The sequence below is a fragment of the Sediminispirochaeta smaragdinae DSM 11293 genome (genome assembly GCF_000143985.1).
In the GTDB taxonomy this organism is placed as follows: Bacteria; Spirochaetota; Spirochaetia; order DSM-16054; family Sediminispirochaetaceae; genus Sediminispirochaeta; species Sediminispirochaeta smaragdinae.
On the sequence record NC_014364.1, the window covers coordinates 1,749,737 to 1,771,053 of the forward strand.

The following is a 21,317-nucleotide window of genomic DNA, read 5'->3' on the forward strand; positions in this document are numbered from 1 at the left end:
TATACTATCTGTTGGAGGAGAATTTGTCATTAGTTATTGCTGTGCTGAGAAGGGTGGGACGAGAGAATGCTTAGCACCCTTTCGTCCCCGATACTGCTATGCTGCCTGGGATTTCGATTTTGTGTAGACATCGAAACAGACTGCGCCAAGGAGTACGAGACCCTTGATCGCCTGCTGCCAGTCGACGCTGACACCCATAATCGACATGCCGTTATTCAACACACCCATTACCAGAGCGCCGACAATTGCCCCAACGACGGTACCCACACCGCCTGAAGCGGATGCCCCGCCGATGAAACAGGAGGCAATGGCGTCCAATTCGAACATGTTTCCTGCTTTGGGGGTTGCGGCATTCAGGCGCCCCGCCACCACCATCCCGGCAAGTGCCGAGAGCAGCCCCATATTGGTATAGACGAGAAACATAACGCGTTTTGTCTTAACCCCGGAAAGTTTTGCCGCCTTTTCGTTGCCGCCGAGGGCGTAGATGTGGCGGCCGAAGATGGTTTTCTGGGTTATGAAGGTGTACAACAGTACCAGACCAATGAGCAGGACCATGATGATGGGAATCCCGTTGTAGAGTGCAAGACTCAGCGTGAGCCAGTTGATAGCGACGACAACGATGAATATCCGAATCACCTCAAATCCGAAAGGAAGAATTTCGAAGCCGTATTTTACCTTGTTTCGTCTGCCGCGCAGAATAGAGATGATAAAGAGAGCGGAAAAAAGTATCCCGAGAATGAGGGCGATAGCGTTGAAAGGGCCTATCGTCCAGTCCCTTCCAGGCAGATACCCTGCGGCAATAGCCTGAAAAGATTTCTCAAAGGGCGCCTTTGTCTGCCCTTTGAGGATGACCATGGTAAGCCCCCTGAAGGTAAGCATCCCGGCGAGGGTGACGATAAAGGGCGGGACCCTAAAATAGGCGATAAAAAGGCCGTGGAAGGCACCTACAAGGACTCCGACCAAGAGCGAGATAAGGATGGCCGGGGCAACCGGCATATTCATGTCCACCATGATGACCGCGGCAATGGCTCCTACAAAGGCCACAACGGAACCGACGGACAAATCGATGTTTCCCGTCAGGACGCAGAGCAGCATTCCAATCGCGAGGATCAGTACATAACTGTTTTGCAGAATAAGGTTTGTGATATTTGCAGGTTTGAAAAGAATCCCTCTGGTAAGGATCTGAAAAAGGAGCATGATCAGGAATAACGCGATCACCATGCCGTATTGACGGATATTGTTCCTAAAATAGGTTTTGATACTATTCATACCGTAATTTCCTTTGCTCGTTTTTGATGAGTCATGATTATTTTCATGATGCTTTCCTGGCTGGCCTCACCCTTTGATAGTTCCCCTGCAATCTCTCCGGCTGCAACGACATATATCCGGTCGCACATTCCCAGCAGTTCCGGCATTTCCGACGAGATCATGATAATCGACTTTCCTTCCAATGCAAGCTGATTAATGATCTGATAGATTTCGTATTTTGCACCGACATCGATTCCCCGCGTCGGTTCGTCGAGGATCAGGACCTCCGGTTCGGCCATAATCCACTTTCCCAGCACGACCTTCTGTTGGTTTCCCCCCGAGAGACTGTCCACCATCTGATCGATTCCCGAACACTTGATGGTGATTTTTTTGCGATATTTTTCTGCGGAGACAATCTCTTCACTTGAATTGAGAACCCCCTTCTCACTTACCTTTTGCAGGGATGGAAGGGTTAGGTTGTGGCGGATATCGTCGATCAGGACGAGGCCGTAGCCTTTGCGATCCTCGGTCATATAGGCGATTCCGTTGTCGATTGCATCGCTGACACTATTGAGGACCACTTCATTTCCCGCTTTTACGATGCTGCCCTGGTGCTTTTGTCCATAGGATTTCCCGAAAAGACTCATTGCGAGTTCGGTACGTCCCGCACCCATGAGCCCGGCAAAGCCTACGACCTCTCCCTTTCTCACATTAAAGCTGGCATTTTTAATAACCTTGCGTTCATTATGCTGGGGATGATAGACGGTCCAATCCTTTACTTCGAAGACAACCTCGCCTATCTGCGAAGCGCGGAGGGGAAAACGGTCGACAATGTCTCTGCCCACCATACTTTTTATGATTCTGTCTTCATCAATGGTATCTATTCCCTTAACAAGGTTGTCGATCACTTTCCCATCACGGATGACCGTAATGACATCGGCAACTTGTTCGACTTCGTTCAGTTTGTGTGAAATAAGAATGGAGGTGATGCCTTTATGCTTCAGTTCAAGCAAAAGATCAAGCAGCTTATTACTCTCTTCATCATTCAGGGCGGCGGTGGGCTCGTCGAGGATCAGCAGCCTCACATCTTTTGCCAGAGCCTTGGCAATTTCCACCATCTGTTGTTTCCCAACGCCGATATCGGAGACCAGGGTGGCCGGATTCTCATCGAGCCCGACAATCTTGAGCAGTTCCATGGCTCTGGAGGATGTTTTGTTCCAATCGATGATACTGTTTTTTGCCTGTTCATTTCCGAGGAAGATATTTTCGGCGATGGAAAGGTAGGGAATAAGTGCCAGTTCCTGGTGAATAATCACGATGCCGAACTTTTCACTGTCTCTAATATCCTTGAATCTGCATTCATTCCCATTGAGAATGATTTCACCCTCGTAGCTACCGTAGGGGTAGACTCCGCTTAGAATATTCATCAAGGTGGATTTTCCCGCACCGTTTTCCCCCACCAGCGCGTGTATCTCCTGGGTATTGACCTTCATCGTTACCTCGTCGAGGGCAAGTAACCCAGGAAACCGTTTCGTAATTCGACGCATTTCAAGATGTGTCTCAGCCATATGTTTTGCCTTTCTTTCTGGAATCAAAAACTTGCATAGGACCGGCGGGCTTCCCCGCCGGTTCCTCTATTCGCAAGTTACTGCAGTTGATCTTTGGTGTAATATCCGGTATCAATCAACGCTTCTTCCCAGTTTGTGATATCGACGGAGACAGGTTCCTCAAGATATGAGGGGACGACCTTTACCCCGTTGTTGTATGTTGTGGTATCGTTGACCTCGGCTTCCTTTCCCTGCAGCACCGCATCGACCATGTCGGCTGCACGTTGCGCAAGGACTCTCGTGTCCTTGAAGACGGTTTGGGCCTGTTCTCCCGCCAGAATCGACTTGATGGAAGGAATTTCGGCGTCCTGACCGGTTACGACCGGCATCGGCTTGGATGTGCCGTAGCCCACGCTCTTCAGCGATGAGAGAATGCCAATAGAAATTCCATCGTAGGGAGAAAGCACTGCGTCCACATTCGCATCTGAGTAGTGAGCCGTAAGGATATTGTCCATGCGCTGTTGTGCGGTGGCTCCATCCCAGCGAAGGGTTGCCACCTGATCAAAATCGGTTTGGCCGCTTTTTACCACCAACTGTCCGTTATCGATGTAGGTTTGAATTTCCGACATGGCTCCATCGAAGAAGAAGTAGGCGTTGTTGTCATCGGGAGATCCCGCGAAGATTTCGATATTGTAGGGGCCCTTCCCCTCTTTGAGGCCCAGCTTATCTACAAGATAGCTTCCTTCCTGAACGCCGACGAGAAAGTTATCGAAGGTTGCGTAATAACTGACATGGGGGCTGTTTCGAATCAAACGGTCATAGGCAACAACCGGAATATCCTGATCTGCGGCCTTTTCAAGGACATTGGTCAATGACTCTCCGTCAATGGAGGCAATGACAAGTGCATCGGCTCCCTTTACAATCATATTTTCAAGCTGATTGACCTGGGCATCGATATTATCTTCGGCATACTGTAGGTCTACTTTGTATCCCCGATCCTCGAGGATTTTTTTCATGTTTCCGCCGTCCTGAATCCAGCGCTGAGAGGACTGGGTCGGCATTGCGATTCCTACGATCTGCTGTCCTGAGTCCTGCTGTCCGTTTGCTGCAAGAGGCATTGCCAAAGCCAAGCAGAGTGCAATCGCCGCAAGTGTCTTTACGAATCGATCCATACTTCTTCTCCTTCTGATATGTTGTATTCAAAACCCTTTGATCATACGATCCGGGGATGAATCCGTTGCGTGGACGTAAACGCATCTCGAAATGATCACAAACAATCATCGTTTATGAACGACTGTGAATAAATCGTAGCATCGGTTTTTTTTGCCGTCAACAAAAACTTTATCATTGTTTTATCGATTGCCAACTTTCTTGCTATTGCGTTATAGTACGTAATCGGAAGGATATGTTTGCACTTGAACGAATGCGGATCATAAAGAACTACCTCTTTGAAAATCAGCAGGTGGAGGTGCACTCTCTGAGTGCCATGCTCAATGTTTCGGAGGTGACCATACGGCGGGATCTTGAGAAGCTTGAACAAGAAGGGCTTTTGACGAGAACCTATGGGGGCGCGGTTATCCGCAGCGAATTGGGCGAGGAACCCTCCTCAGTGGCAGGGGTGGTCGACGATGCCAGAGAGATTGCTTCCGTTGCCATCAATATGATTGAGGACGGAGATGTGATCATGCTGACAAGCGGTGATGTCGGGGAGTGTGTTGCAAAGCGTTTGGTGGAACGTTCCGGGGTGACGGTTGTCACCAACTACATATCCGTTGCCGTCGAAATTTCTTCTCAGCCGGCGAACCGGGTCGTTCTTTTGGGTGGTGATGTTGCCGCCGACGGTAAGTCGCTCTACGGCTCCATTTCGGTTGCAAATCTCCGTCGTTTTCACGTGAATCGTCTCTTTGCCGAGATCGACGGCATAAACAATGCCCTTGATGTTACCGTTGTAAGCCATGAAAAGGCCGAATTAATTGAAGCTGCCATGGCCTCTGCCGAAGAACAAATTTTTGTTTGCATTGCTGAGAATTTTGATAAGAGCGCTTTTTTTAAGCTGGGTAAACTCAGTTTAGCCGATAAAATTATTACCAATCCTTCCATATCGGATGAGTTCAAAAACAGGATTTTTTTAAGCAACATTCAGCTACACACTTCCATCAATGTTTTTGAGGGTAGGGTATAGACGTGGGGCATCCCGTACTATCATTAAAAAATGTGACGAAAAATTTTGCAAATGAATTCTTTCTTGACCACATCAGCCTTGAGCTTTTTGAAGGGGAGGTTCATGTCCTCCTCGGTGAAAACGGCTCAGGCAAATCCGCACTGATGAAGACCATCTGTGGACTCTATTCCCGTGATTCCGGGGACATTGAGCTCTTTGGAAAGAGCGTGAACTTTGAAACCTTTCATGAGGCCAGGAAAAACGGGGTCTTTTATCAGCATCAGGATAATCAGCTTTTTGAAAATTTAAGTGTGGCCGAAAATGTCTATTTTGACCGTTTGGCGACAACCGTCCCCCTTCTTCGTTTTTTCAACAGAACGCGGCTTGATGCCGATTGTTACAGGCTTTTTAAGGAACTACGCATCGATATCTCTCCCCGATCCTGCGTTCGGGATCTGGGCTATGCCCAACGCCAGCTTCTTTCCGCTGTCAAGGCTTATGTTTCCGGAGCACAGATTATCATATTCGACGAACCAACATCCGCAATGAGCGAGATCGAGCGTGATATATTTTTTTCCCTTCTTGACCGACTTCGGGTAAGGGCGAAGGGAATTTTTTATATTTCTCATAGGATGGATGAGATAAAAAAAGTTGGGGACCGGGTTAGCGTACTTCATAAGGGGCGGCTCGTCTCCACGAATTTTATTCATGAAATCGATCGAAGTACACTGGTGGGGATGATGATAGAAGAGCCGCATCAGGAACGATACCCGCGCTTGCGTATTAAGCCGGGCAAGTCTATCCTTGAGGTTCGACATCTCGTGAGTAAGCCTATCCTTCGGGATGTTTCGTTTTCCCTTCGCAAGCAGGAGATACTGGGGATCACTGGTTTGATGGGATCAGGAAGGACGCTTTTGAGTAACTGCCTTTTCGGGGTGGCTGAGATATCCGATGGTGAAATCGTTGTCGACGGAAAAAAGAAGCGTTTTGACCATCCTCTGAATGCAATGCAGAGTGGCTTGATCCTGATTCCTGAAAACAGGGCTCAGAATGGAATGTTCCCTCCCCTGGATTTGCTGACGAATTCCACCATTGCAACCCTTTCTCGTTTCAAAGACGGTATGCACCTCAATGAACCCTATATGAGGCAGCTTGCCGCCGAATATGTGAAGCGTTTACGAATTTCTCCGGGACAGCACGACGATATCCTCCGTTTTTATTCGGGGGGAAATCAGCAGAAGGTTCTGCTTACCCGTTGGTTTATGTATCGGGCGAAGATTTACATCATGGATGAACCTACCCGTGGTGTTGATGCCGCGGCCAAGGTCGATATCTACAATGCCATCAATGATCTCATCAGTAAAGGTGCCTCTGTTATTTTGATATCCTCAGAAATAGAAGAGATACTGGGTATGTGCGACCGTGTGCTTGTGCTTGCGGGTGGCCGTATTGTATGTGATTTACCCCGCTCCGAAGCAAGCAAAGAGACTATTCTGGATTATGCGACGAGTGATGCATAAGCGAATTATCTTCATGAAGGGATGGAATATAGGCCGGGATGGTTTCGCTTATCGCCCTTTTTTCCTTGACCATTGATCGGGATGTATAAATTTGACTGATCTCGAAATAGCCGTGAATCCTCCAAAGCTGCCTGAGCGTGGGGATCATTAGGGAGCGATTAAGCCCCTCTTTTACGGTATTCCGTGCTTCCCGTTTGAGAATTTCGGCAAATCTATCAATTTCCTTTATATATTCAATATTATCCAATATTCTATCCTTTATATCCTGAATCTTAGCATGAACTCCCGTTTTTGTCAGCTTTTTTTACCTCCTATAATTATCGGTAAAAGGGTTGTCAGAATGACAAAATTCATGTGTAATCTATAGTGGTCTCACAGGTGCAGGGGGGCAAACTATGAGTGAGGTAGCAGAATGAACAAGATTCTCGAAAAGCGGCAGCTTTCCGAAGAAGTGTTTCGGATGAAAATTGAAGCGCCGCTGATTGCCAGAGAGCGAAAACCCGGGCAGTTTGTTATTATCCAGAAAGACACCAATTATGGAGAACGTATCCCGTTGACCATCGCGGATGCCGATCCCGATGAGGGATCGATTACCATTATTTTTCAGACGGTGGGTAAGACCACCCATGAAATGGCCCTTTCCAATGTCGGTGATTCCTTTGAAAATGTTCTTGGGCCGCTCGGTCAGCCGACTCATATTGAGAAGGTCGGAACCGTCGTATGTGTGGGCGGCGGAATCGGTGTCGCACCTCTTCACCCCATTGCGCAGGCGATGAAGGCAGCCGGTAATCATGTCATTATCATCATGGGTGCCCGAAACCGGGAGCTTATCATCATGGAAAATGAGATGAAGGCTATTGCCGATGAGCTGGTTGTGTGTACCGACGATGGCAGTTATGGAAGGAAAGCGCTGGTGACCGAGCCGCTGAAAGAGTACTGTGAAAGTTCCAATCCGGCCATGGCCGTGGCCATTGGTCCTCCCATCATGATGAAATTCTGTGCGGAAACCACCAGACCCTACGGCGTGAAAACGATCGTCAGCTTGAATACAATCATGGTCGACGGCACCGGTATGTGCGGAGGCTGTCGCGTTACGGTCGGAGGCGAAACGAAATTTGTATGTGTCGATGGGCCGGAATTTGACGGCCACCTGGTCGATTTTGATAATATGATGCTGCGTCTCGGCGCCTTTAAAGAGCGGGAGCAGGAAGACCACCATCAGTGTCACCTTGATATGGAGATTGCGAAAAAGAAGCGGGGGGCACTTCGATGAGTCACAAAAACATCGATACGTTAAAGAGTGAAGCAAAGGCACTTTGGGCCGATCTGCAGGGAAAAGAGCTTAAACCGAAAGATCGGCTTGCAATTCCCTGTCAGGATATGCCGAGTCAGGAACCGTCGGTCAGGATTCATAACATGGCGGAGGTCGCCGTGGGGTACAGCGGGGAACAGGCTCGTGTCGAGGCTTCCCGCTGCCTCCAGTGCAAGAATGCTCCCTGTGTAAAGGGTTGCCCGGTTTCCATTGATATTCCTCGTTTTATTAAGGCGGCCGAAGAGGGACGCTTTGGGGATTCTCTTGCGGTTATCCGCGAAAGCAGCCTGCTTCCCTCTATCTGCGGGCGGGTGTGTCCCCAGGAGTCTCAGTGCCAGGAACACTGTACCGTCGGAAAGAGCCTGAAGGACGTGAACCGGGCGGTGTCTATCGGCCGTATCGAGCGTTTTGTTGCCGACTATGAGCGTGCAAAAGGCACGAAAAATATTCCTCAGGTAGCCCCTTCAACAGGAAAAAAGGTTGCCATCATCGGCAGTGGCCCTGCCGGTATTACCGCAGCCGCCGATATCAGAAAAGCCGGGCATGATGTAACGGTTTTCGAGGCTTTTCACAAGCCCGGTGGCGTTCTGGTTTACGGAATCCCCGAATTTAGGCTTCCGAAGAGTATTGTTGAAGAGGAAATTCATACCCTTGAAGAAATGGGCGTTGATATTGAGCCCAATTTTCTGGTCGGACGGACCCGAAAGCTGAAAGACCTGATCGATAAAGATGGTTTTGATGCCGTTTTCATCGGCAGCGGTGCGGGGCTTCCGAAGTTTATGCACATCGAAGGTGAGAATCTGGTGGGAGTGCTCAGTGCCAATGAGTATCTGACCCGTTCCAACCTCATGAAGGCCTATGATCCCGAACATGCCGCTACCCCGACCTACAAGAGTCGCAGGGTTGCGGTCCTCGGCGGTGGGAATGTGGCCATGGATGCGGCCCGTACCGCGATTCGGCTTGGTGCGGAGAAGGTGTATATCGTCTATCGCCGGACCGAGGTCGAGATGCCCGCCAGGGTGGAAGAGGTCGGCCATGCAAAGGAAGAGGGGGTTGAGTTTCTTCTCCTCCGCAATCCCAAACGAATCCTTGGGGATGAGAAGGGTCGGGTTCGAGCCCTCGAAGTATTGAGCTATGAGCTTGGTGAGCCCGATGAATCGGGGCGTCGCCGTCCCGTACCCATCGAGGGCAGCGAGAGCATCCTTGATGTAGATACTGTCATCGTTTCCATTGGAAATGATTCCAATCCCCTGCTTAAGCAGACTACCGAAGGGCTTGAGACCAACAAGTGGGGAAATATCATCGCCGATGAGGACGGAAAGACATCCATGGACCGGGTGTATGCCGGAGGCGATATTGTTCTCGGTGCAGCCACGGTTATTCTAGCCATGGGGCAAGGACGTAAGGCGGCTGCTGCGATCAACCGCATGCTTGCCGAGGATGTATAGAGAAGTACATAAGAGAGGGCCTGCGTTTGTTAAACGCGGGCCTTTTCTTTTGGGATATATATGATGTTTCGACGCATGTAGAGGTGTACTATTTTGGAAATGCAACAGATGCGACGCGTTGTGACCAGGGAGCAAATCCCGGAACTTTTGGCTGCAGGTGGTTACTTTGCAGGGATCAAGGGCTTCCCTCATTTTGATTCCCCCATATGTCGGATCACCCAAAAGGATAAATTCGAAGCCATTCGTGAAGTTGTCGAACGATGCCAGGTTTTCTCGGAAATCGTGGACAAAGAGGGATTTATCGATGCCGTCCGTCAACGAGAACGGCTGCAAAGTACCGGAATCGGCCACGGTGTGGCCATCGCCCATGGAAAGTTCGAGGGGGTTGGACGGGTTTCCGTTGGACTTGGTATATGCCATGAGGGGATCGGTTTCGATGCTGTCGATAATCAGCCTGTCCATTTGCTTTTTGTAATTGCCAGTCATCCCGATCGTCAGAATGAGTACCTCAAAACCCTTTCGTGGCTGATGCGCTTTCTGAAAAACGCAACCTTGCGTAGGGCTCTGGTGTGTCCCTGCCTGAGCCTGATCGATCCCGAAGGTTCATGCAGGGCCTTTGTCGAACGGCTACGATCTCACCATTTCTCTTCTTGATCTCCTCCCGCAACAACATATTCCACGGGTATGTCGAAAGCGCCGGTGGGAATATCTTCGACAAGTTGAAAGGAAAAGCAAAGGCCGATTGTTACTAGTCGATCTCTGTAGGTGGCAAGGTATCGGTCGTAATATCCCTTTCCATATCCGAGACGTTTGCCTTTGCGGGTAAAGGCGGCCCCGGGCGCGATGAGCAGGTCATATTCTTTGTCACGAGGTTCTTCCACCGGAAGTGTTGCAGCTGGCTCTGTGATGCCGTAGGAATGTCTGGTGAAGGGCCCTGTTAGATGTTCTATTCGGTGAAATACAATCTTTCGCCCTTCCATCCTCGGCAGGGCAACGATCTTGCCGCAGGTCAGGGCATGGTTGATGATCTGGGTGGTATCGATCTCCCGGTCCATAGAACGAAAGATGAAAATTCGCTTGGCACTGTGCCACAGCCCTGTTGAAATGATGCGGTTCGCAGCGTAGCTGCTTTCCTCGAGGCGTTGTGCTCCCGTTGTTTTTGCAAGCAGGTCGATGATTTCCTGCCTGAGTGCACGTTTGTTTTCTCTTAACCGATGTACGGCCTCTTGTCGCTCTTCCGTTCCGCCTTTCACCTGCTTTACCCCCTTTCCAGTACAGCAAAGGATTCCAGGTGGTAGGTTTGGGGAAACATATCCGCAGCCCGCACGGTGAGAAGGTGATACCCCGCCGCGCTTGCGCTTTTTAGATCCCGGGAAAGGGTCGCCGGATCACAGGAAAGATAGAGTATGCGTTGGGCTTTTAGCGTGCAGAGCGCTTGCATCCCCTCACTTCCCACACCACTACGGGGAGGATCGAGGAGGATTACGTCGGGCCTTTCGGCATCAAATGGGCGTATTGCTCCTTGTTGCATGGCCTTTACTGCTTCCATAGCATCGAGCCTTTGGTAGGAGACCTGATGTGTATCGGTCGAGCGTTCCCTCCAGAGCCTGTTTGCCTGCTTGATGGATGAGGTGGCAATATCAAAGCCTCTGACCCGGCAGCCTTGCCTGGCCAGGGGAAGAGAAAGGTTGCCGTCTCCGCAATAAAGGTCGAGAACTCTTGCTTCACTTTGAGTAATAAACCGGGCAATTTCATTCTGTAGCAACTTGTTGACCCCTTCGTTTGCCTGGCGAAAACCGATTGGCTCATCCCCCCCGTTCCCTATTCGTTCCCACTGAACCCGATGATCGTTCCCTCCCATCTCTTGGAAAAGAAACTGGGAATCGTGCGGAAATTCTGTTGAGCTCTCTATGCCCCCGATCACCCTCTTTTCCAGGTCAGGAGTCAAGACGGGACACCGATCAATCGCTATCACATTATGGCTTGATGCCGCATGATAGCCTAATCGTCCGTTTTCTCCGGATCGAAGCCGGGCTCTGCTTCTATAAGCATAGACTCGGGGAGAGGCTATGGGTTCTTCCGGTGTAACATCTATTGTTGCTATGCGTGCAAGATTCTGGCGAAGAATCTCACTTTTGCTGTTAAGTTGGGTTGTGTAGTCTATATGCTGCCATTGGCAGCCTCCGCATGTACCAAAATGGGGGCACTTCGGATTTGTTCTGTTTGGAGAAGGAATTTCGATCGAAAGCAGTTCTCCTCTCACGAAACGCTTTCCCCGGTGCCTTATCCGTATGGAAAGCACATCACCTGGGGCAGAGAAGGGGACAAAACAACGTATGCCATTCAGTGAGCTTTGGGGGGCCTCTATTGTCCCCACTCCGTCACCCCCGAAGGCAAGGCTTTCTATCGTAATATGATAGGTGTCGACATTCATGGCACCATCATAGGAAATAATTTCCCTGTTGGAAATAGTTTTAATCCAGTTTACAATGATACTTGAGAAAAACAAAAAGAGTGAGGTGAGCATGGGTCGACATCGTTACATCGGTGCCCTGGACCAGGGAACCACCAGCAGCCGGTTTATTCTTTTTGATCACGGGGGAAGGATTGTTGCTGGCCATCAATTGGAACATCGTCAGATCTACCCTAAACCAGGGTGGGTCGAGCATGATCCTCTTGAAATCTGGCAACGTTGTTGCGATGTTATCCGTGCCACCCTCCAGAAAAGTGGCGTTGTCGCCGATGAGCTTGTCTCGATCGGTGTTACGAATCAGCGGGAGACGGTGGTCTGCTGGAATCCAAAGACCGGAAAACCCTTTTACAATGCCATTGTTTGGCAGGATATGCGGACAAGTGATTATATCGAGGCTCTTGCAGCCGACGGTGGCTACGACCGTTTCCGCCTGAAAACAGGTTTGCCCCTTGCCGCCTATTTTTCAGGCTCGAAGATGAAATGGATGCTGGATACTATCCCCGGTCTCAGAAAGGCTGCCGCAAAAGGTGAAGCAGTTTTCGGTACCATCGACACCTATATCATTTGGCAACTCACCGGGGGTCCGGGACGGGGAATCTTGGTAACCGACGTCACCAATGCAAGCCGCACCTTTCTTATGAACATCACCGAACTTTGTTGGGACCAGGAGCTTTTAGACCTCTTCTCCATCCCCCGCAACATGCTTCCCGAAATTCGAAGCTCTGTTGCGGCTACTGCCTACGGTGTTACCGATGGTGGCGGACCTTTGGGGGGATGTCTTCCTATTTCCGGAATACTCGGTGATCAGCAGGCGGCCCTCTTCGGGCAGGCATGCTTCGAGAGGGGGAGCAGCAAGAATACCTATGGAACGGGCTGCTTTCTGTTACTGCATACCGGGGAAGAAATTGTTCATTCCCACCACGGTCTCCTCACCACCGTCGCCTGCCGTATCGGCAAGCAGCCTGCAACCTATGCACTCGAAGGATCTGTTGCCGTTGCGGGGCTGCTTGTCCAGTGGGTACGTGATAAGCTCGGTCTGATCAAAGAGTCCGGGGAAATCCGTGAGCTTGCTTCCCGTGTGAAGGATAACGGCGGTGTCTACATCGTTCCCGCATTCAGCGGGCTCTTTGCTCCCTATTGGAGGACTGATGCCCGGGGCATCATTGCCGGGCTCACCGGATATGTCGATTCGGGACACATCGCCCGGGCGGTCATCGAATCAACCGCTTTCCAGACGAAAGATATCTGCGATGCAATGGAAAAAGATTCCGGTCTCACGTTTAGCGAGCTTAAGGTGGATGGCGGGGCCGTTGTTGATGAGCTTTTGATGCAGTTCCAGGCCGATCTCCTCTCCATCCCCGTCATTCGCCCCGAGGTGACCGAAACAACGGCGCTCGGAGCAGCGTATGCCGCAGGTCTTTCGGTCGGATTCTGGAGCGGTCTATCAGAGTTGAAGGGCCACTGGAGGGAGGAAAAACGATGGATTGCCTCAATGGGGACGGACGAACGGGAGAAGCAACTCCGTTTCTGGTACAAAGCGGTCGAGCGCACCAAAGGGTGGCTGGACTGAACCGCAGGCAGGATACGCTATGCCGATTCTCAATGTGATTAGTCCCTATCTTTATTATATTTATTTTCTCTTTGTCATAGTACTGACAATCACTATTCTTTTGGATAACAAACCCCCCGAGGTGACCGTTGCCTGGCTCCTTGCCATCTACTTTCTTCCTTATGTGGGTGCTGTTATCTATTTGTTCAGTGGTGTCAACTGGAAGAAGCGGAAAATTGTCAAACAGCTTCCCGAGGTAACCTTTAAAACCTATCTCGGCCCGATTCTTGAACAGCAGCGTCATTTTCTCGAGGCAGTCAGCAGGAAAATCGACAACGATATGGCCAAGACCGTCTCTCTTGTCCTTAACTCGAGTAACGCCATTATTACCCTCGATAATCAGGTCGATTTCTTTTACGAGGGAGGTCCCCTTTTTGAGCGGATGGTCGAGGATCTGGAAAGAGCCGAGGAGACGATTCATCTGGAGTACTTTATCTACAAGAGTGACAGGATCGGGCAGCGCATCGGGGAGATCTTGAAGCGAAAGGCCCGAAAAGGGGTAAAGGTCCGCGTTCTTTTCGATGGCGTCGGGAATTTCCGGAAGATGAGCTGGCGCTTCAAGCGTGAGCTGCGGGAAAGCGGTGTAGAGGTCCGCTATTTTCTCGATCCCTTCAATGTTCTCACCGGAAGGCTACTGAATTACTGCAACCACCGAAAAATCGTCGTTATCGACGGAAAGACAGCCTATACCGGGGGAATGAACATTGGTGATGAATATATAAACGGGGGAAGGCGCTTTTCATTCTGGCGGGATACCCATATACGGGTTACCGGTGAATCGGTAGCCATGCTTCAGGGGGTATTTCTGTCCGACTGGTATAATTCGGGAGGGGAGAAGATTATCGACGAACGGTTCTTTCCCGAACCGGAGGTCGTAGACAACTATCTGCCCATCCAGGTGGTTTGCAGCGGCCCTGATTCCGATTGGTACACCCTAAAAAAGCTCTATTTTAACTTAATAGCAAATGCAAACGGTGAAGTTCTCATTCAAAGCCCTTACTTCATTCCCGACGAAAGTATTCGGAGTGCTTTGGAGGCATCGAGCCTTTCCGGAGTCGATGTCCACCTCATTATGACCGGGGTTGCCGATAAGCGTGTTCCTTTCTGGGTGGCTCATACCTATTTCGAGTCCCTGCTGAAGGCCGGCGTCAACATTTATTTTTATGAAAAGGGATTTTTCCATCCGAAGATGCTGGTTGTAGATGGCGACATCGCCACGGTAGGCAGCTGCAACATGGATGTTAGGAGCTTTCACCTTGATTATGAGCTTAACATGGTCTTCTATGGTGAGACGGTATGTAAAGGGCTTGTTGAACAATTCCGGAAGGATTTGCAGGAATGCCGAAAGCTGACCCCCGATGTCTATAACAAACTTAGTTTTCCTGCTCGCCTGCGTAACGGAGTCTTTAGGATGATTGCGCCTGTGCTTTGATGCGGGGGTAAAGTGAAAAGCGCTGGAACAATTTTCGTTCCTGCGGTATGGTTGAACCAGCATGGATCTGTTTGTCGATATCGGAACAATTGGGGAAGTCCTTCGGCTTCTCCTTGATATTTCCATACTCGCGTTTTTACTCTATCAGCTCTATATGATTCTGGCGGAAACCAGGGCGATTCAGCTGATAAAGGGTGCGCTGTTTCTCGGAATACTTTATGCCGTCGCCTTTTTTCTGAAGCTGGAAACCATGCAGTGGATCATGAACAGCTTGGCGACGGTTATTGTCATTATTATTGCTATTGTTTTCCAGCCCGAGCTAAGAAATATTTTTACCAGGATCGGAAGAGGAGAATGGTTCAGAAGCGCTAGCCGGGCAAGGCCGGAACAACTTGATACAGTCATAAATGCCGTGGAAATTCTTGCAGCACGTCGTCGGGGGGCGTTAATTGTATTCCCCCGTAAGGTGGGCATTAAGAATTTGATCGATCAGGGGACAAAGTTGAATGCCGATCTCTCAAGCAGCCTGCTTTTGACGATTTTCGGTCATGACACCCCTCTTCATGACGGAGCCGTTATCGTTTCCGGGGGAAAGCTTCTTTCCGCCGGCTGCTTCCTGCCCATGAGTGAGCAGACCGATATTCGCCGGAGCTTCGGGACCCGCCACCGTGCGGCTTTAGGTATGGCCGAGGATACCGATGCGGTGGTACTCGTGGTTTCGGAGGAGAGCGGCGCTATCTCCCTTGCCTTCGATGCGAACCTTCAATATGATCTTTCCTCTGCAGAGGTGGCAGGTACCTTGCGGGAACTTCTCGAATCCCCCGCAGATGAAAAGCAGGAGCAAAAACGGGAAATACGAGGAGAGGAGAGCGAGGATGAGATCTGATCTGCTCTTTGAACGGCTTCTGCATAACTGGCCTGCGAAGGTGCTTTCCGTTGCCATTGCGATCTTTCTTTTTCTTTTCAACCGCATGGCGACCCTCGAGGAACGCTTCTTTTCGGTTCCCCTGGAGGTCCATAGCAGTGAAAATTTCATCCCTGCAGAATCACTTCCCGAAAACGTACGGGTTACGATTCGGGGTCGCAGCCAGGAGGTGAATTTGATTTTGGCCGAAGATATCAGAGCCTGGATCGATTTCAGCGGTTTCGATCACGAAGGAACATTTTCGGCAGCGGTCCAGATTGAGAAAAAAGGTGCTGCACTTCATGCCGACCCCATAGAGATTAGGGTTGATCCTGCAACCTTGACGATACGTTTTGAAAAACGAATGCGCAAAAGTGTGGAGGTCTCGCCTAATGTGACAGGCTTTCCTGCCAAGGGATACGAATTGAGCCAGTATTTTCTTACGCCCACCACCGTTGAGGTGGAGGGTGTGCGCAGCACCATCGAACATCTGCGTTCTGTTTCCACCGAAGATATCGATATCGGCGGCAAGACCGAGGACTTCACCGTTAGGGTGAGGCTGGAACGACCTGATCAGACAACCCGTTTTCCCGGCGGCGATGTGGTTGAATTCTATGGTGTAATCCAGGAGAGTGTGATTCTTAAAAGCCTTGAAAACCTTGATGTGATTGCCCTTGATCTCGATCCCTCTTTTGAACTTAGTGGGGAGATGCCGTCGAATCAGATGCGGATTCAGGGACGGCAGCTTCTCCTTGAAGGGCTGGGTCAGGGGGATATTCGATTTACCATCGATTGCAGCACCATTGAGCGTCCGGGGACCTATCTCCTGCCGCTGGTTCCCGATGTTCCTCAGGGGATCCTTGTTTTGCGCTATGATCCCGCGGAGGTGAGGGTTGATGTGCGTTATGCCGAGGTTCAGGAGCCGCAACAGTGATTATCGGAATAGGGGTGGATGTCGTGGACACGGCACGACTTGAACACTGGGTCAAAAATCCGAAGATGCTCGCCCGTTTCTTTCATCCTGCTGAGGTAGCCGCCGCCCTGGATCGGGGGGCCGCCGCGGTTCTCTCCCTTGCGGCGCGTTTTGCCGCAAAAGAGGCCTTTGGCAAGGCCCTCGGTACCGGTATGCGAGGGCTCGTTTTGCGTGATATAGAGGTAATCAATCAACATAACGGAAAACCGGAGATTCAGCTTTACGGAACGGCCCTCAGGGCCTTTAGGCGCTCTGGCGGCAGGTTTCTCCATCTCAGCCTCACCCATGAAAAAAAGGCTGCCGTGGCAATGGTTGTCATAGAAGGAGATTCCATATGAGTGATGAACAAGCTGTTTCTACTTTGACCTTTTTCAGCAAGGATGAGATCGAATGCCCTGTCTGTGGTGCCACGTTTTATCGGGAAGAGCTCCGTACCGGTAGGGGGCGTTTAATTGCCGGCGAATTGACCGACGAACTTCGTCGTCTCTACGAGCCCAGCCAGAAATATGGCGAGGTCTATCCCCTCATCTATACCATCACCGTCTGCCCCGTCTGCTTTTATGCGGCATATGTGGCAGATTTTTCTACGATCGAGGAGCCTGTTGCTGCTAAGCTGCGCGATCAGCAGGATCAGAGACACCGGCTTGTCGATTCTCTTTTCCCTTCCCTTGATTTTCGTGGACGGCGAACGCTTATCGAAGGAACGGCCGGCTATATTCTCACCACCTCTTCCATGGACGCCTTTTCCTCCGATAGAAGCCCCACCATTAAGCAGGGGCTCTCCTCTCTCCGGGCCGCCTGGCTTGCCGGAGACCTCCATCATAAATACCCTGAGGAAAACTACGACTATCTCGCAAATGTCCTTTATAATAAGGCCCGTTTTTTTTACACCCTTGCCATTGAGTATGAGGGGGACGGACATCAGAGTATAAGTGATGCGGGTCACCTTGGCCCCGATCTTGACAAGAATTACGGCTATGACGGTGCACTCTACATTGCGGCTCTACTTGAGTACTATCATGGTAGCGACGATGATATTTCTTCCAGGATTAAGAGCCTTGAGCGTGCCAAAAGGACCGTAGCCCGTATCTTCGGAATGGGCAAGGCATCTAAGAATAAGCCTACGGCTCTTCTTGAAAAGGCCAAGGAGCTGCATTCCGCCATCGGCAATGAGGTAAAACACCTTCAGGACTCTTTGGGGTAACATGGCTCGAAGGATAAAGATGATCGTTGCCTATGACGGAAGAAAATTTTCCGGATGGCAGGTCCAAAGGGAGGACAGAACCGTTCAGGGGGTTATTGAGGCGGCCCTGGAGTCCATGGAGAAGCAAAAGGTGAGGGTGTTCGCCGCCGGCCGTACCGATTCGGGGGTCCACGCCCGGGGCCAGGTCGTCCATTTCGATACGAGCCTTTCCTCAATTGAAGCGGATAAATTCGCTCCTGCTTTGAACGCCATCCTGCCTGCCGACGTCCGTATTGTCGGCTCCTATGCCGTTCCCGATGATTTTCATGCCCGCTACTCTGCGAAGGCTCGAAGTTATCGCTATTTCCTTTACCCGGGAGTTTGCGTTTCCCCGCTCCTGCGCCCCTATTGCTATGCCCGTAGGTCCCTGCCGTCCATTGGGGCCCTCAACAGGGCTGTCTCTCCTTTATTGGGCAGCCATGATTTTTCTAGCTTTTCCGCATCAGGTGATCCCTCGCCCTCAAAGGTCAGGGTGATCTATCAGGCGGTTTTCCTGCAGCATAGGGGTATGATAGAGTTTAGAATAACGGGAAACGCCTTCCTGTGGCGTATGGTTCGTTCGATTGTCGGAACCGCCCTTGAGGTGGCTTCTGCCGAGGAGCCTGCTCGAGCCATGAGGCTCATTCTTGATGAGAAGGATCGGAGCCTCGCCGGTACGACTGCCCCGGCGAGGGGGCTTTTTTTCTGGCGGGTTCATTACACCATGGAGCAGCTTTATGGATGAAAAGCTTCTTGAAAGCTATTGGAACCTATTGAATCTTGGGGATGATTATCTGCGCTGTGGCAGGAAAAGGAGACATCCCAGCCTCCGGGATGCGGGATTCACGGGGCTCAAAGCCTCTCCGGCTCTTCGGTCCGTCCCTGCAAGGGATACGGATCCGGCCCTGCTTTTAAAGGAGATTGCTCAGGAGGTCTCCTCCTGTACAGCCTGCAGGCTTCACGAAGGGCGGCATCACGCGGTTCCCGGTGAGGGTGTGGTCCATCCCATGGTTCTAATCATCGGTGAGGGACCTGGGGCCCAGGAGGATGCCAGCGGAAGGCCTTTCGTCGGTCCTGCCGGGCAATATCTCGACAAATGGATGAAGGCTATCGGCCTTTCACGGTCGGAGCATCTCTTTATAGGGAACGTCATCAAGTGCAGGCCCCCAGGCAACCGTGATCCTCTTCCCGACGAGGCGGCGGCCTGCCGTCCCTTCCTTGACCGGCAAATCGATATCCTACGTCCGAAGGCCATTCTGACGGTGGGACGGATAGCCATGCAGCTTTTGCTCGATACCACCGATGGAATCGGACGGCGTCACGGCAAACGCTTTGAGTATCGCGGTATTCCTCTTGTCCCCACCTATCACCCAAGCGGAGTGCTTCGTAATCCGGAATACCGCGCCCCTGTCTGGAAGGATCTTAAAGCCCTGCGGAGTCTGCTCGAGGAGTTGGGTTGAACGACTACTTTCTTCAACTTCTGTTTAATCTTCCTCTTGATGATAGCTTTACCTATCTTCCTCCTCTTGATGAAGCACAAGAGGAGCCCCCTTCTCTGGAAGCTTTTGCAGCCCGGTGGAGAGGCAGAAGGGTAATAGCCCCTTTCGGCCGCAGGTCCGTCACCGGCTTTGTGGTTGACGTTAGCGATCATCCCCCGAAAGGCGATTTTACCATTCGCAGGGTGACTCGATGCATCGATGATGAACCGCTTTTCGGCGATCAGGAGCTGGAACTTGCCTCCTGGATGGCGTCGATGTACCTGGCAAGCACGGGAGAGGCCCTTGCCGCGATGCTTCCCGGTGGAAGGCGAGAGAGTTCGGTCCCCTCCTTTAGCGTGGAGGAGGAGATAGCTGCGATCAAGCCTCACTCGCTGTCCTCGCAGCAGTCGTCCGCCCTCGAGGCAATCCTCGGCAATGATCAACGGGCAAAGTACCTTTACGGGGTCACCGGATCCGGAAAGACCGAGGTCTTCCTCAGGGCTGCGGAGGCGACGATTGCCGCTGGCAAAGGTGTGATCTATCTTGTGCCCGAAATCTCCCTTACGCACCAGCTTGTCGATGCAATACGAGGCCGTTTTACCGACCAGGTTGCTCTTCTCCACTCTGCCCTTACTCCGAGCCAGCGTCTTGCCGAATGGAAGAAGTTGCGCGGGGGCCAGGCCCTGCTTGCCGTGGGGGCCCGCAGTGCCGTCTTCGCTCCGATCAAGAAACTCGGCATGATCATCATCGATGAAGAGCATGAGGCCAGCTACAAGTCGGGCACTTCTCCCAGATATCATGCCCGGCAGGTTGCCATGCGACGGGCGGCCCTTTCAGGAGCCCGGCTTGTCATGGGCAGTGCAACCCCATCGGTGGAGGCCTACGCCTTTATGGAAGAGGGGAGCATTCAGCGTCTCTCCCTTACCGAGCGGATTGCAGGAGGCGTGCTTCCCTCCGTTGAGGTCGTCGATATGAGGGGCAAGAACGGAACCCTTTCCGATGAGCTCATCGCCAGGATGCGTTCGGCGAAAGAGGCCGGTCGCCAGTCGATTCTCTTTTTGAACCGGCGGGGGTTCAGCTACTTTTTTCACTGCCGAAGCTGCGGCTATCAGATGACATGCAAACGCTGTTCGGTGGCCCTTACCTTTCATAAGAGCAGCGGACGCATGGTGTGCCACTATTGTGGGTGGAGTCGCCCTCCCTTGGAGGTCTGCCCGGAATGCGGTTCCCTTGATGTCGGTTATTCCGGCTTCGGAACGGAAAAGATAGAAGAGGATGTGCGAAACCATTTCCCCGATTTCCGTCTCGAGCGGGCTGATACCGATGCGGTTAAAAAGAAGGGGAGTCTTAAGCGTATCCTCGACCACTTTAAAAAAGGACAGACCGATGTTCTCCTTGGAACCCAAATGGTTGCCAAGGGGCTCAATTTTCCCGGAGTCTCTCTCGTCGGCATTGTTCAAGCCGATAGTTCGCTTCATCTGCCCGATTTTCGTTCCCGTGAACGAACCTTTGCCCTGATTACCCAGGTTGCGGGAAGGGCTGGACGCTACGACAGCGATGGACGTGTGGTGATTCAAACCTTTACCCCGGAGGATCCTGCCATAGCCTTGGCTTCCGAGGGAAGGGTGGAGGAATTTTATCGTCAGGAGCTGGAGAGCCGCAGAGCGCTTGGCTTTCCCCCTGCCTCTCGGCTGCTTCGTCTCGTTTTTCGCAGCCGTGATGCAAAGGAGGCTGAAGCTGCCTGTGAGCGGGCCGCTTCCTTTTTGCGATCGCAGCTTCCCCGAGGTTCTGAAATTCTTGGTCCCGCCGAGTGTCCGATCGCCATTATTGCGAAGAACTATCGATTTCAGTTGATCCTGCGTGCCCGGAAACTTTCCATGCTGTTACCGGCTGTCACAGGGTATCGGCGGCAAAAAAGGGGGAAAGGCCTTTACGTTGAGTACGATGTCGATCCTGTTTCACTTCTTTGACTGGGCGATTGACGGTACCT

At 51.4% G+C, this 21,317-nt stretch carries 20 protein-coding genes; 14 read left to right on the forward strand and 6 right to left on the reverse strand.

The genetic code is table 11. The features are described from left to right. Positions 1-96 precede the first annotated feature (96 nt). The 3 genes from mmsB to chvE all read right to left on the reverse strand — a co-directional run bounded on the left by mmsB (position 97) and on the right by chvE (position 3,967). Entirely contained in the window at positions 97-1,269 is a 1,173-nt protein-coding gene (gene mmsB / locus SPIRS_RS08260; RefSeq protein WP_013254225.1) for a multiple monosaccharide ABC transporter permease, read from the reverse strand. Next, positions 1,266-2,816: a multiple monosaccharide ABC transporter ATP-binding protein gene (gene mmsA, locus SPIRS_RS08265; RefSeq protein ID WP_013254226.1), complete on the reverse strand. Its 1,551-nt coding sequence runs from the start codon at positions 2,814-2,816 to the stop codon at positions 1,266-1,268. The genes mmsB and mmsA overlap by 4 nt, the downstream gene beginning before the upstream one ends. A gap of 77 nt (positions 2,817-2,893) precedes the next feature. Beyond that, positions 2,894-3,967 (reverse strand): multiple monosaccharide ABC transporter substrate-binding protein, encoded by a 1,074-nt coding sequence (gene chvE / locus SPIRS_RS08270; RefSeq protein WP_013254227.1) that lies wholly within the window; start codon positions 3,965-3,967, stop codon positions 2,894-2,896. 233 nt (positions 3,968-4,200) lie between these two features. Between chvE and SPIRS_RS08275 the strand changes: the two genes are divergently transcribed. Further along, positions 4,201-4,977: a DeoR/GlpR family DNA-binding transcription regulator gene (locus SPIRS_RS08275; protein ID WP_013254228.1), complete on the forward strand. Its 777-nt coding sequence runs from the start codon at positions 4,201-4,203 to the stop codon at positions 4,975-4,977. Positions 4,978-4,979: 2 nt separating this feature from the next. Next, positions 4,980-6,476 (forward strand): sugar ABC transporter ATP-binding protein, encoded by a 1,497-nt coding sequence (locus SPIRS_RS08280; RefSeq protein WP_013254229.1) that lies wholly within the window; start codon positions 4,980-4,982, stop codon positions 6,474-6,476. Here SPIRS_RS08280 and SPIRS_RS08285 read toward each other — a convergent pair. After that, entirely contained in the window at positions 6,445-6,723 is a 279-nt protein-coding gene (locus tag SPIRS_RS08285) for a hypothetical protein (RefSeq protein ID WP_013254230.1), read from the reverse strand. The genes SPIRS_RS08280 and SPIRS_RS08285 overlap by 32 nt on opposite strands. 165 nt (positions 6,724-6,888) lie before the next feature. Here SPIRS_RS08285 and SPIRS_RS08290 point away from each other — a divergent pair, with 165 nt between their 5' ends. The 3 genes from SPIRS_RS08290 to SPIRS_RS08300 all read left to right on the forward strand — a co-directional run bounded on the left by SPIRS_RS08290 (position 6,889) and on the right by SPIRS_RS08300 (position 9,890). Continuing rightward, positions 6,889-7,749: a sulfide/dihydroorotate dehydrogenase-like FAD/NAD-binding protein gene (locus SPIRS_RS08290; RefSeq protein WP_013254231.1), complete on the forward strand. Its 861-nt coding sequence runs from the start codon at positions 6,889-6,891 to the stop codon at positions 7,747-7,749. Beyond that, positions 7,746-9,236, forward strand: a complete 1,491-nt coding sequence (gene gltA / locus SPIRS_RS08295) for an NADPH-dependent glutamate synthase (protein WP_013254232.1) — start codon at positions 7,746-7,748, stop codon at positions 9,234-9,236. Before SPIRS_RS08290 ends, gltA begins: the two co-directional genes overlap by 4 nt. A gap of 108 nt (positions 9,237-9,344) precedes the next feature. Beyond that, positions 9,345-9,890 (forward strand): PTS sugar transporter subunit IIA, encoded by a 546-nt coding sequence (locus tag SPIRS_RS08300; RefSeq protein WP_013254233.1) that lies wholly within the window; start codon positions 9,345-9,347, stop codon positions 9,888-9,890. Here the strand turns inward: SPIRS_RS08300 and SPIRS_RS08305 are convergent. Together SPIRS_RS08305 and SPIRS_RS08310 are read right to left on the reverse strand one after the other, a co-directional pair. Next, positions 9,872-10,489 carry a 5-formyltetrahydrofolate cyclo-ligase gene (locus SPIRS_RS08305; protein ID WP_013254234.1) on the reverse strand — a complete coding sequence of 206 codons (618 nt, stop codon included), beginning with the start codon at positions 10,487-10,489 and terminating at the stop codon, positions 9,872-9,874. The two genes, SPIRS_RS08300 and SPIRS_RS08305, sit on opposite strands and share 19 nt — an antisense overlap. Before the next feature lie 5 nt (positions 10,490-10,494). Beyond that, positions 10,495-11,763, reverse strand: coding sequence for a class I SAM-dependent RNA methyltransferase (locus SPIRS_RS08310; protein ID WP_245537734.1), 1,269 nt, complete (start codon positions 11,761-11,763; stop codon positions 10,495-10,497). On the opposite strand from SPIRS_RS08310, the gene glpK reads away from it, so the two are divergent. From glpK to priA, 9 genes are all read left to right on the forward strand, one after another. Beyond that, positions 11,762-13,279, forward strand: a complete 1,518-nt coding sequence (gene glpK, locus SPIRS_RS08315) for a glycerol kinase GlpK (protein ID WP_013254236.1) — start codon at positions 11,762-11,764, stop codon at positions 13,277-13,279. The two genes, SPIRS_RS08310 and glpK, sit on opposite strands and share 2 nt — an antisense overlap. A gap of 19 nt (positions 13,280-13,298) precedes the next feature. Beyond that, positions 13,299-14,750, forward strand: a complete 1,452-nt coding sequence (gene cls / locus SPIRS_RS08320) for a cardiolipin synthase (protein ID WP_013254237.1) — start codon at positions 13,299-13,301, stop codon at positions 14,748-14,750. A 61-nt stretch (positions 14,751-14,811) separates the two neighbouring features. After that, positions 14,812-15,636, forward strand: coding sequence for a diadenylate cyclase CdaA (gene cdaA / locus SPIRS_RS08325; RefSeq protein WP_013254238.1), 825 nt, complete (start codon positions 14,812-14,814; stop codon positions 15,634-15,636). Next, positions 15,626-16,588 (forward strand): CdaR family protein, encoded by a 963-nt coding sequence (locus SPIRS_RS08330; protein ID WP_013254239.1) that lies wholly within the window; start codon positions 15,626-15,628, stop codon positions 16,586-16,588. Before cdaA ends, SPIRS_RS08330 begins: the two co-directional genes overlap by 11 nt. Then, the gene (locus SPIRS_RS08335; RefSeq protein WP_013254240.1) at positions 16,585-16,965 is read left to right on the forward strand and encodes a holo-ACP synthase; all 381 of its coding nucleotides are present in this window, start codon (positions 16,585-16,587) and stop codon (positions 16,963-16,965) included. Before SPIRS_RS08330 ends, SPIRS_RS08335 begins: the two co-directional genes overlap by 4 nt. After that, entirely contained in the window at positions 16,962-17,831 is an 870-nt protein-coding gene (locus SPIRS_RS08340; RefSeq protein WP_013254241.1) for a DUF2225 domain-containing protein, read from the forward strand. The genes SPIRS_RS08335 and SPIRS_RS08340 overlap by 4 nt, the downstream gene beginning before the upstream one ends. Before the next feature lie 19 nt (positions 17,832-17,850). After that, positions 17,851-18,594 (forward strand): tRNA pseudouridine(38-40) synthase TruA, encoded by a 744-nt coding sequence (truA, locus tag SPIRS_RS08345; protein ID WP_013254242.1) that lies wholly within the window; start codon positions 17,851-17,853, stop codon positions 18,592-18,594. Then, the gene (locus tag SPIRS_RS08350) at positions 18,587-19,309 is read left to right on the forward strand and encodes a uracil-DNA glycosylase (protein ID WP_013254243.1); all 723 of its coding nucleotides are present in this window, start codon (positions 18,587-18,589) and stop codon (positions 19,307-19,309) included. The genes truA and SPIRS_RS08350 overlap by 8 nt, the downstream gene beginning before the upstream one ends. Continuing rightward, the gene (priA, locus tag SPIRS_RS08355) at positions 19,306-21,297 is read left to right on the forward strand and encodes a replication restart helicase PriA (RefSeq protein WP_013254244.1); all 1,992 of its coding nucleotides are present in this window, start codon (positions 19,306-19,308) and stop codon (positions 21,295-21,297) included. Before SPIRS_RS08350 ends, priA begins: the two co-directional genes overlap by 4 nt. Positions 21,298-21,317 lie beyond the last annotated feature (20 nt).

Coding starts and splice junctions, on each gene's coding strand:
- mmsB (WP_013254225.1), bottom strand. CDS start 1,269: ATGAATAGTATCAAAACCTATTTTAGGAACAATATCCGTCAATACGGC.
- mmsA (WP_013254226.1), bottom strand. CDS start 2,816: ATGGCTGAGACACATCTTGAAATGCGTCGAATTACGAAACGGTTTCCT.
- chvE (WP_013254227.1), bottom strand. CDS start 3,967: ATGGATCGATTCGTAAAGACACTTGCGGCGATTGCACTCTGCTTGGCT.
- SPIRS_RS08275 (WP_013254228.1), top strand. CDS start 4,201: ATGTTTGCACTTGAACGAATGCGGATCATAAAGAACTACCTCTTTGAA.
- SPIRS_RS08290 (WP_013254231.1), top strand. CDS start 6,889: ATGAACAAGATTCTCGAAAAGCGGCAGCTTTCCGAAGAAGTGTTTCGG.
- gltA (WP_013254232.1), top strand. CDS start 7,746: ATGAGTCACAAAAACATCGATACGTTAAAGAGTGAAGCAAAGGCACTT.
- SPIRS_RS08300 (WP_013254233.1), top strand. CDS start 9,345: ATGCGACGCGTTGTGACCAGGGAGCAAATCCCGGAACTTTTGGCTGCA.
- glpK (WP_013254236.1), top strand. CDS start 11,762: ATGGGTCGACATCGTTACATCGGTGCCCTGGACCAGGGAACCACCAGC.
- SPIRS_RS08310 (WP_245537734.1), bottom strand. CDS start 11,763: ATGCTCACCTCACTCTTTTTGTTTTTCTCAAGTATCATTGTAAACTGG.
- cls (WP_013254237.1), top strand. CDS start 13,299: ATGCCGATTCTCAATGTGATTAGTCCCTATCTTTATTATATTTATTTT.
- cdaA (WP_013254238.1), top strand. CDS start 14,812: ATGGATCTGTTTGTCGATATCGGAACAATTGGGGAAGTCCTTCGGCTT.
- SPIRS_RS08330 (WP_013254239.1), top strand. CDS start 15,626: ATGAGATCTGATCTGCTCTTTGAACGGCTTCTGCATAACTGGCCTGCG.
- SPIRS_RS08340 (WP_013254241.1), top strand. CDS start 16,962: ATGAGTGATGAACAAGCTGTTTCTACTTTGACCTTTTTCAGCAAGGAT.
- truA (WP_013254242.1), top strand. CDS start 17,851: ATGATCGTTGCCTATGACGGAAGAAAATTTTCCGGATGGCAGGTCCAA.
- SPIRS_RS08350 (WP_013254243.1), top strand. CDS start 18,587: ATGGATGAAAAGCTTCTTGAAAGCTATTGGAACCTATTGAATCTTGGG.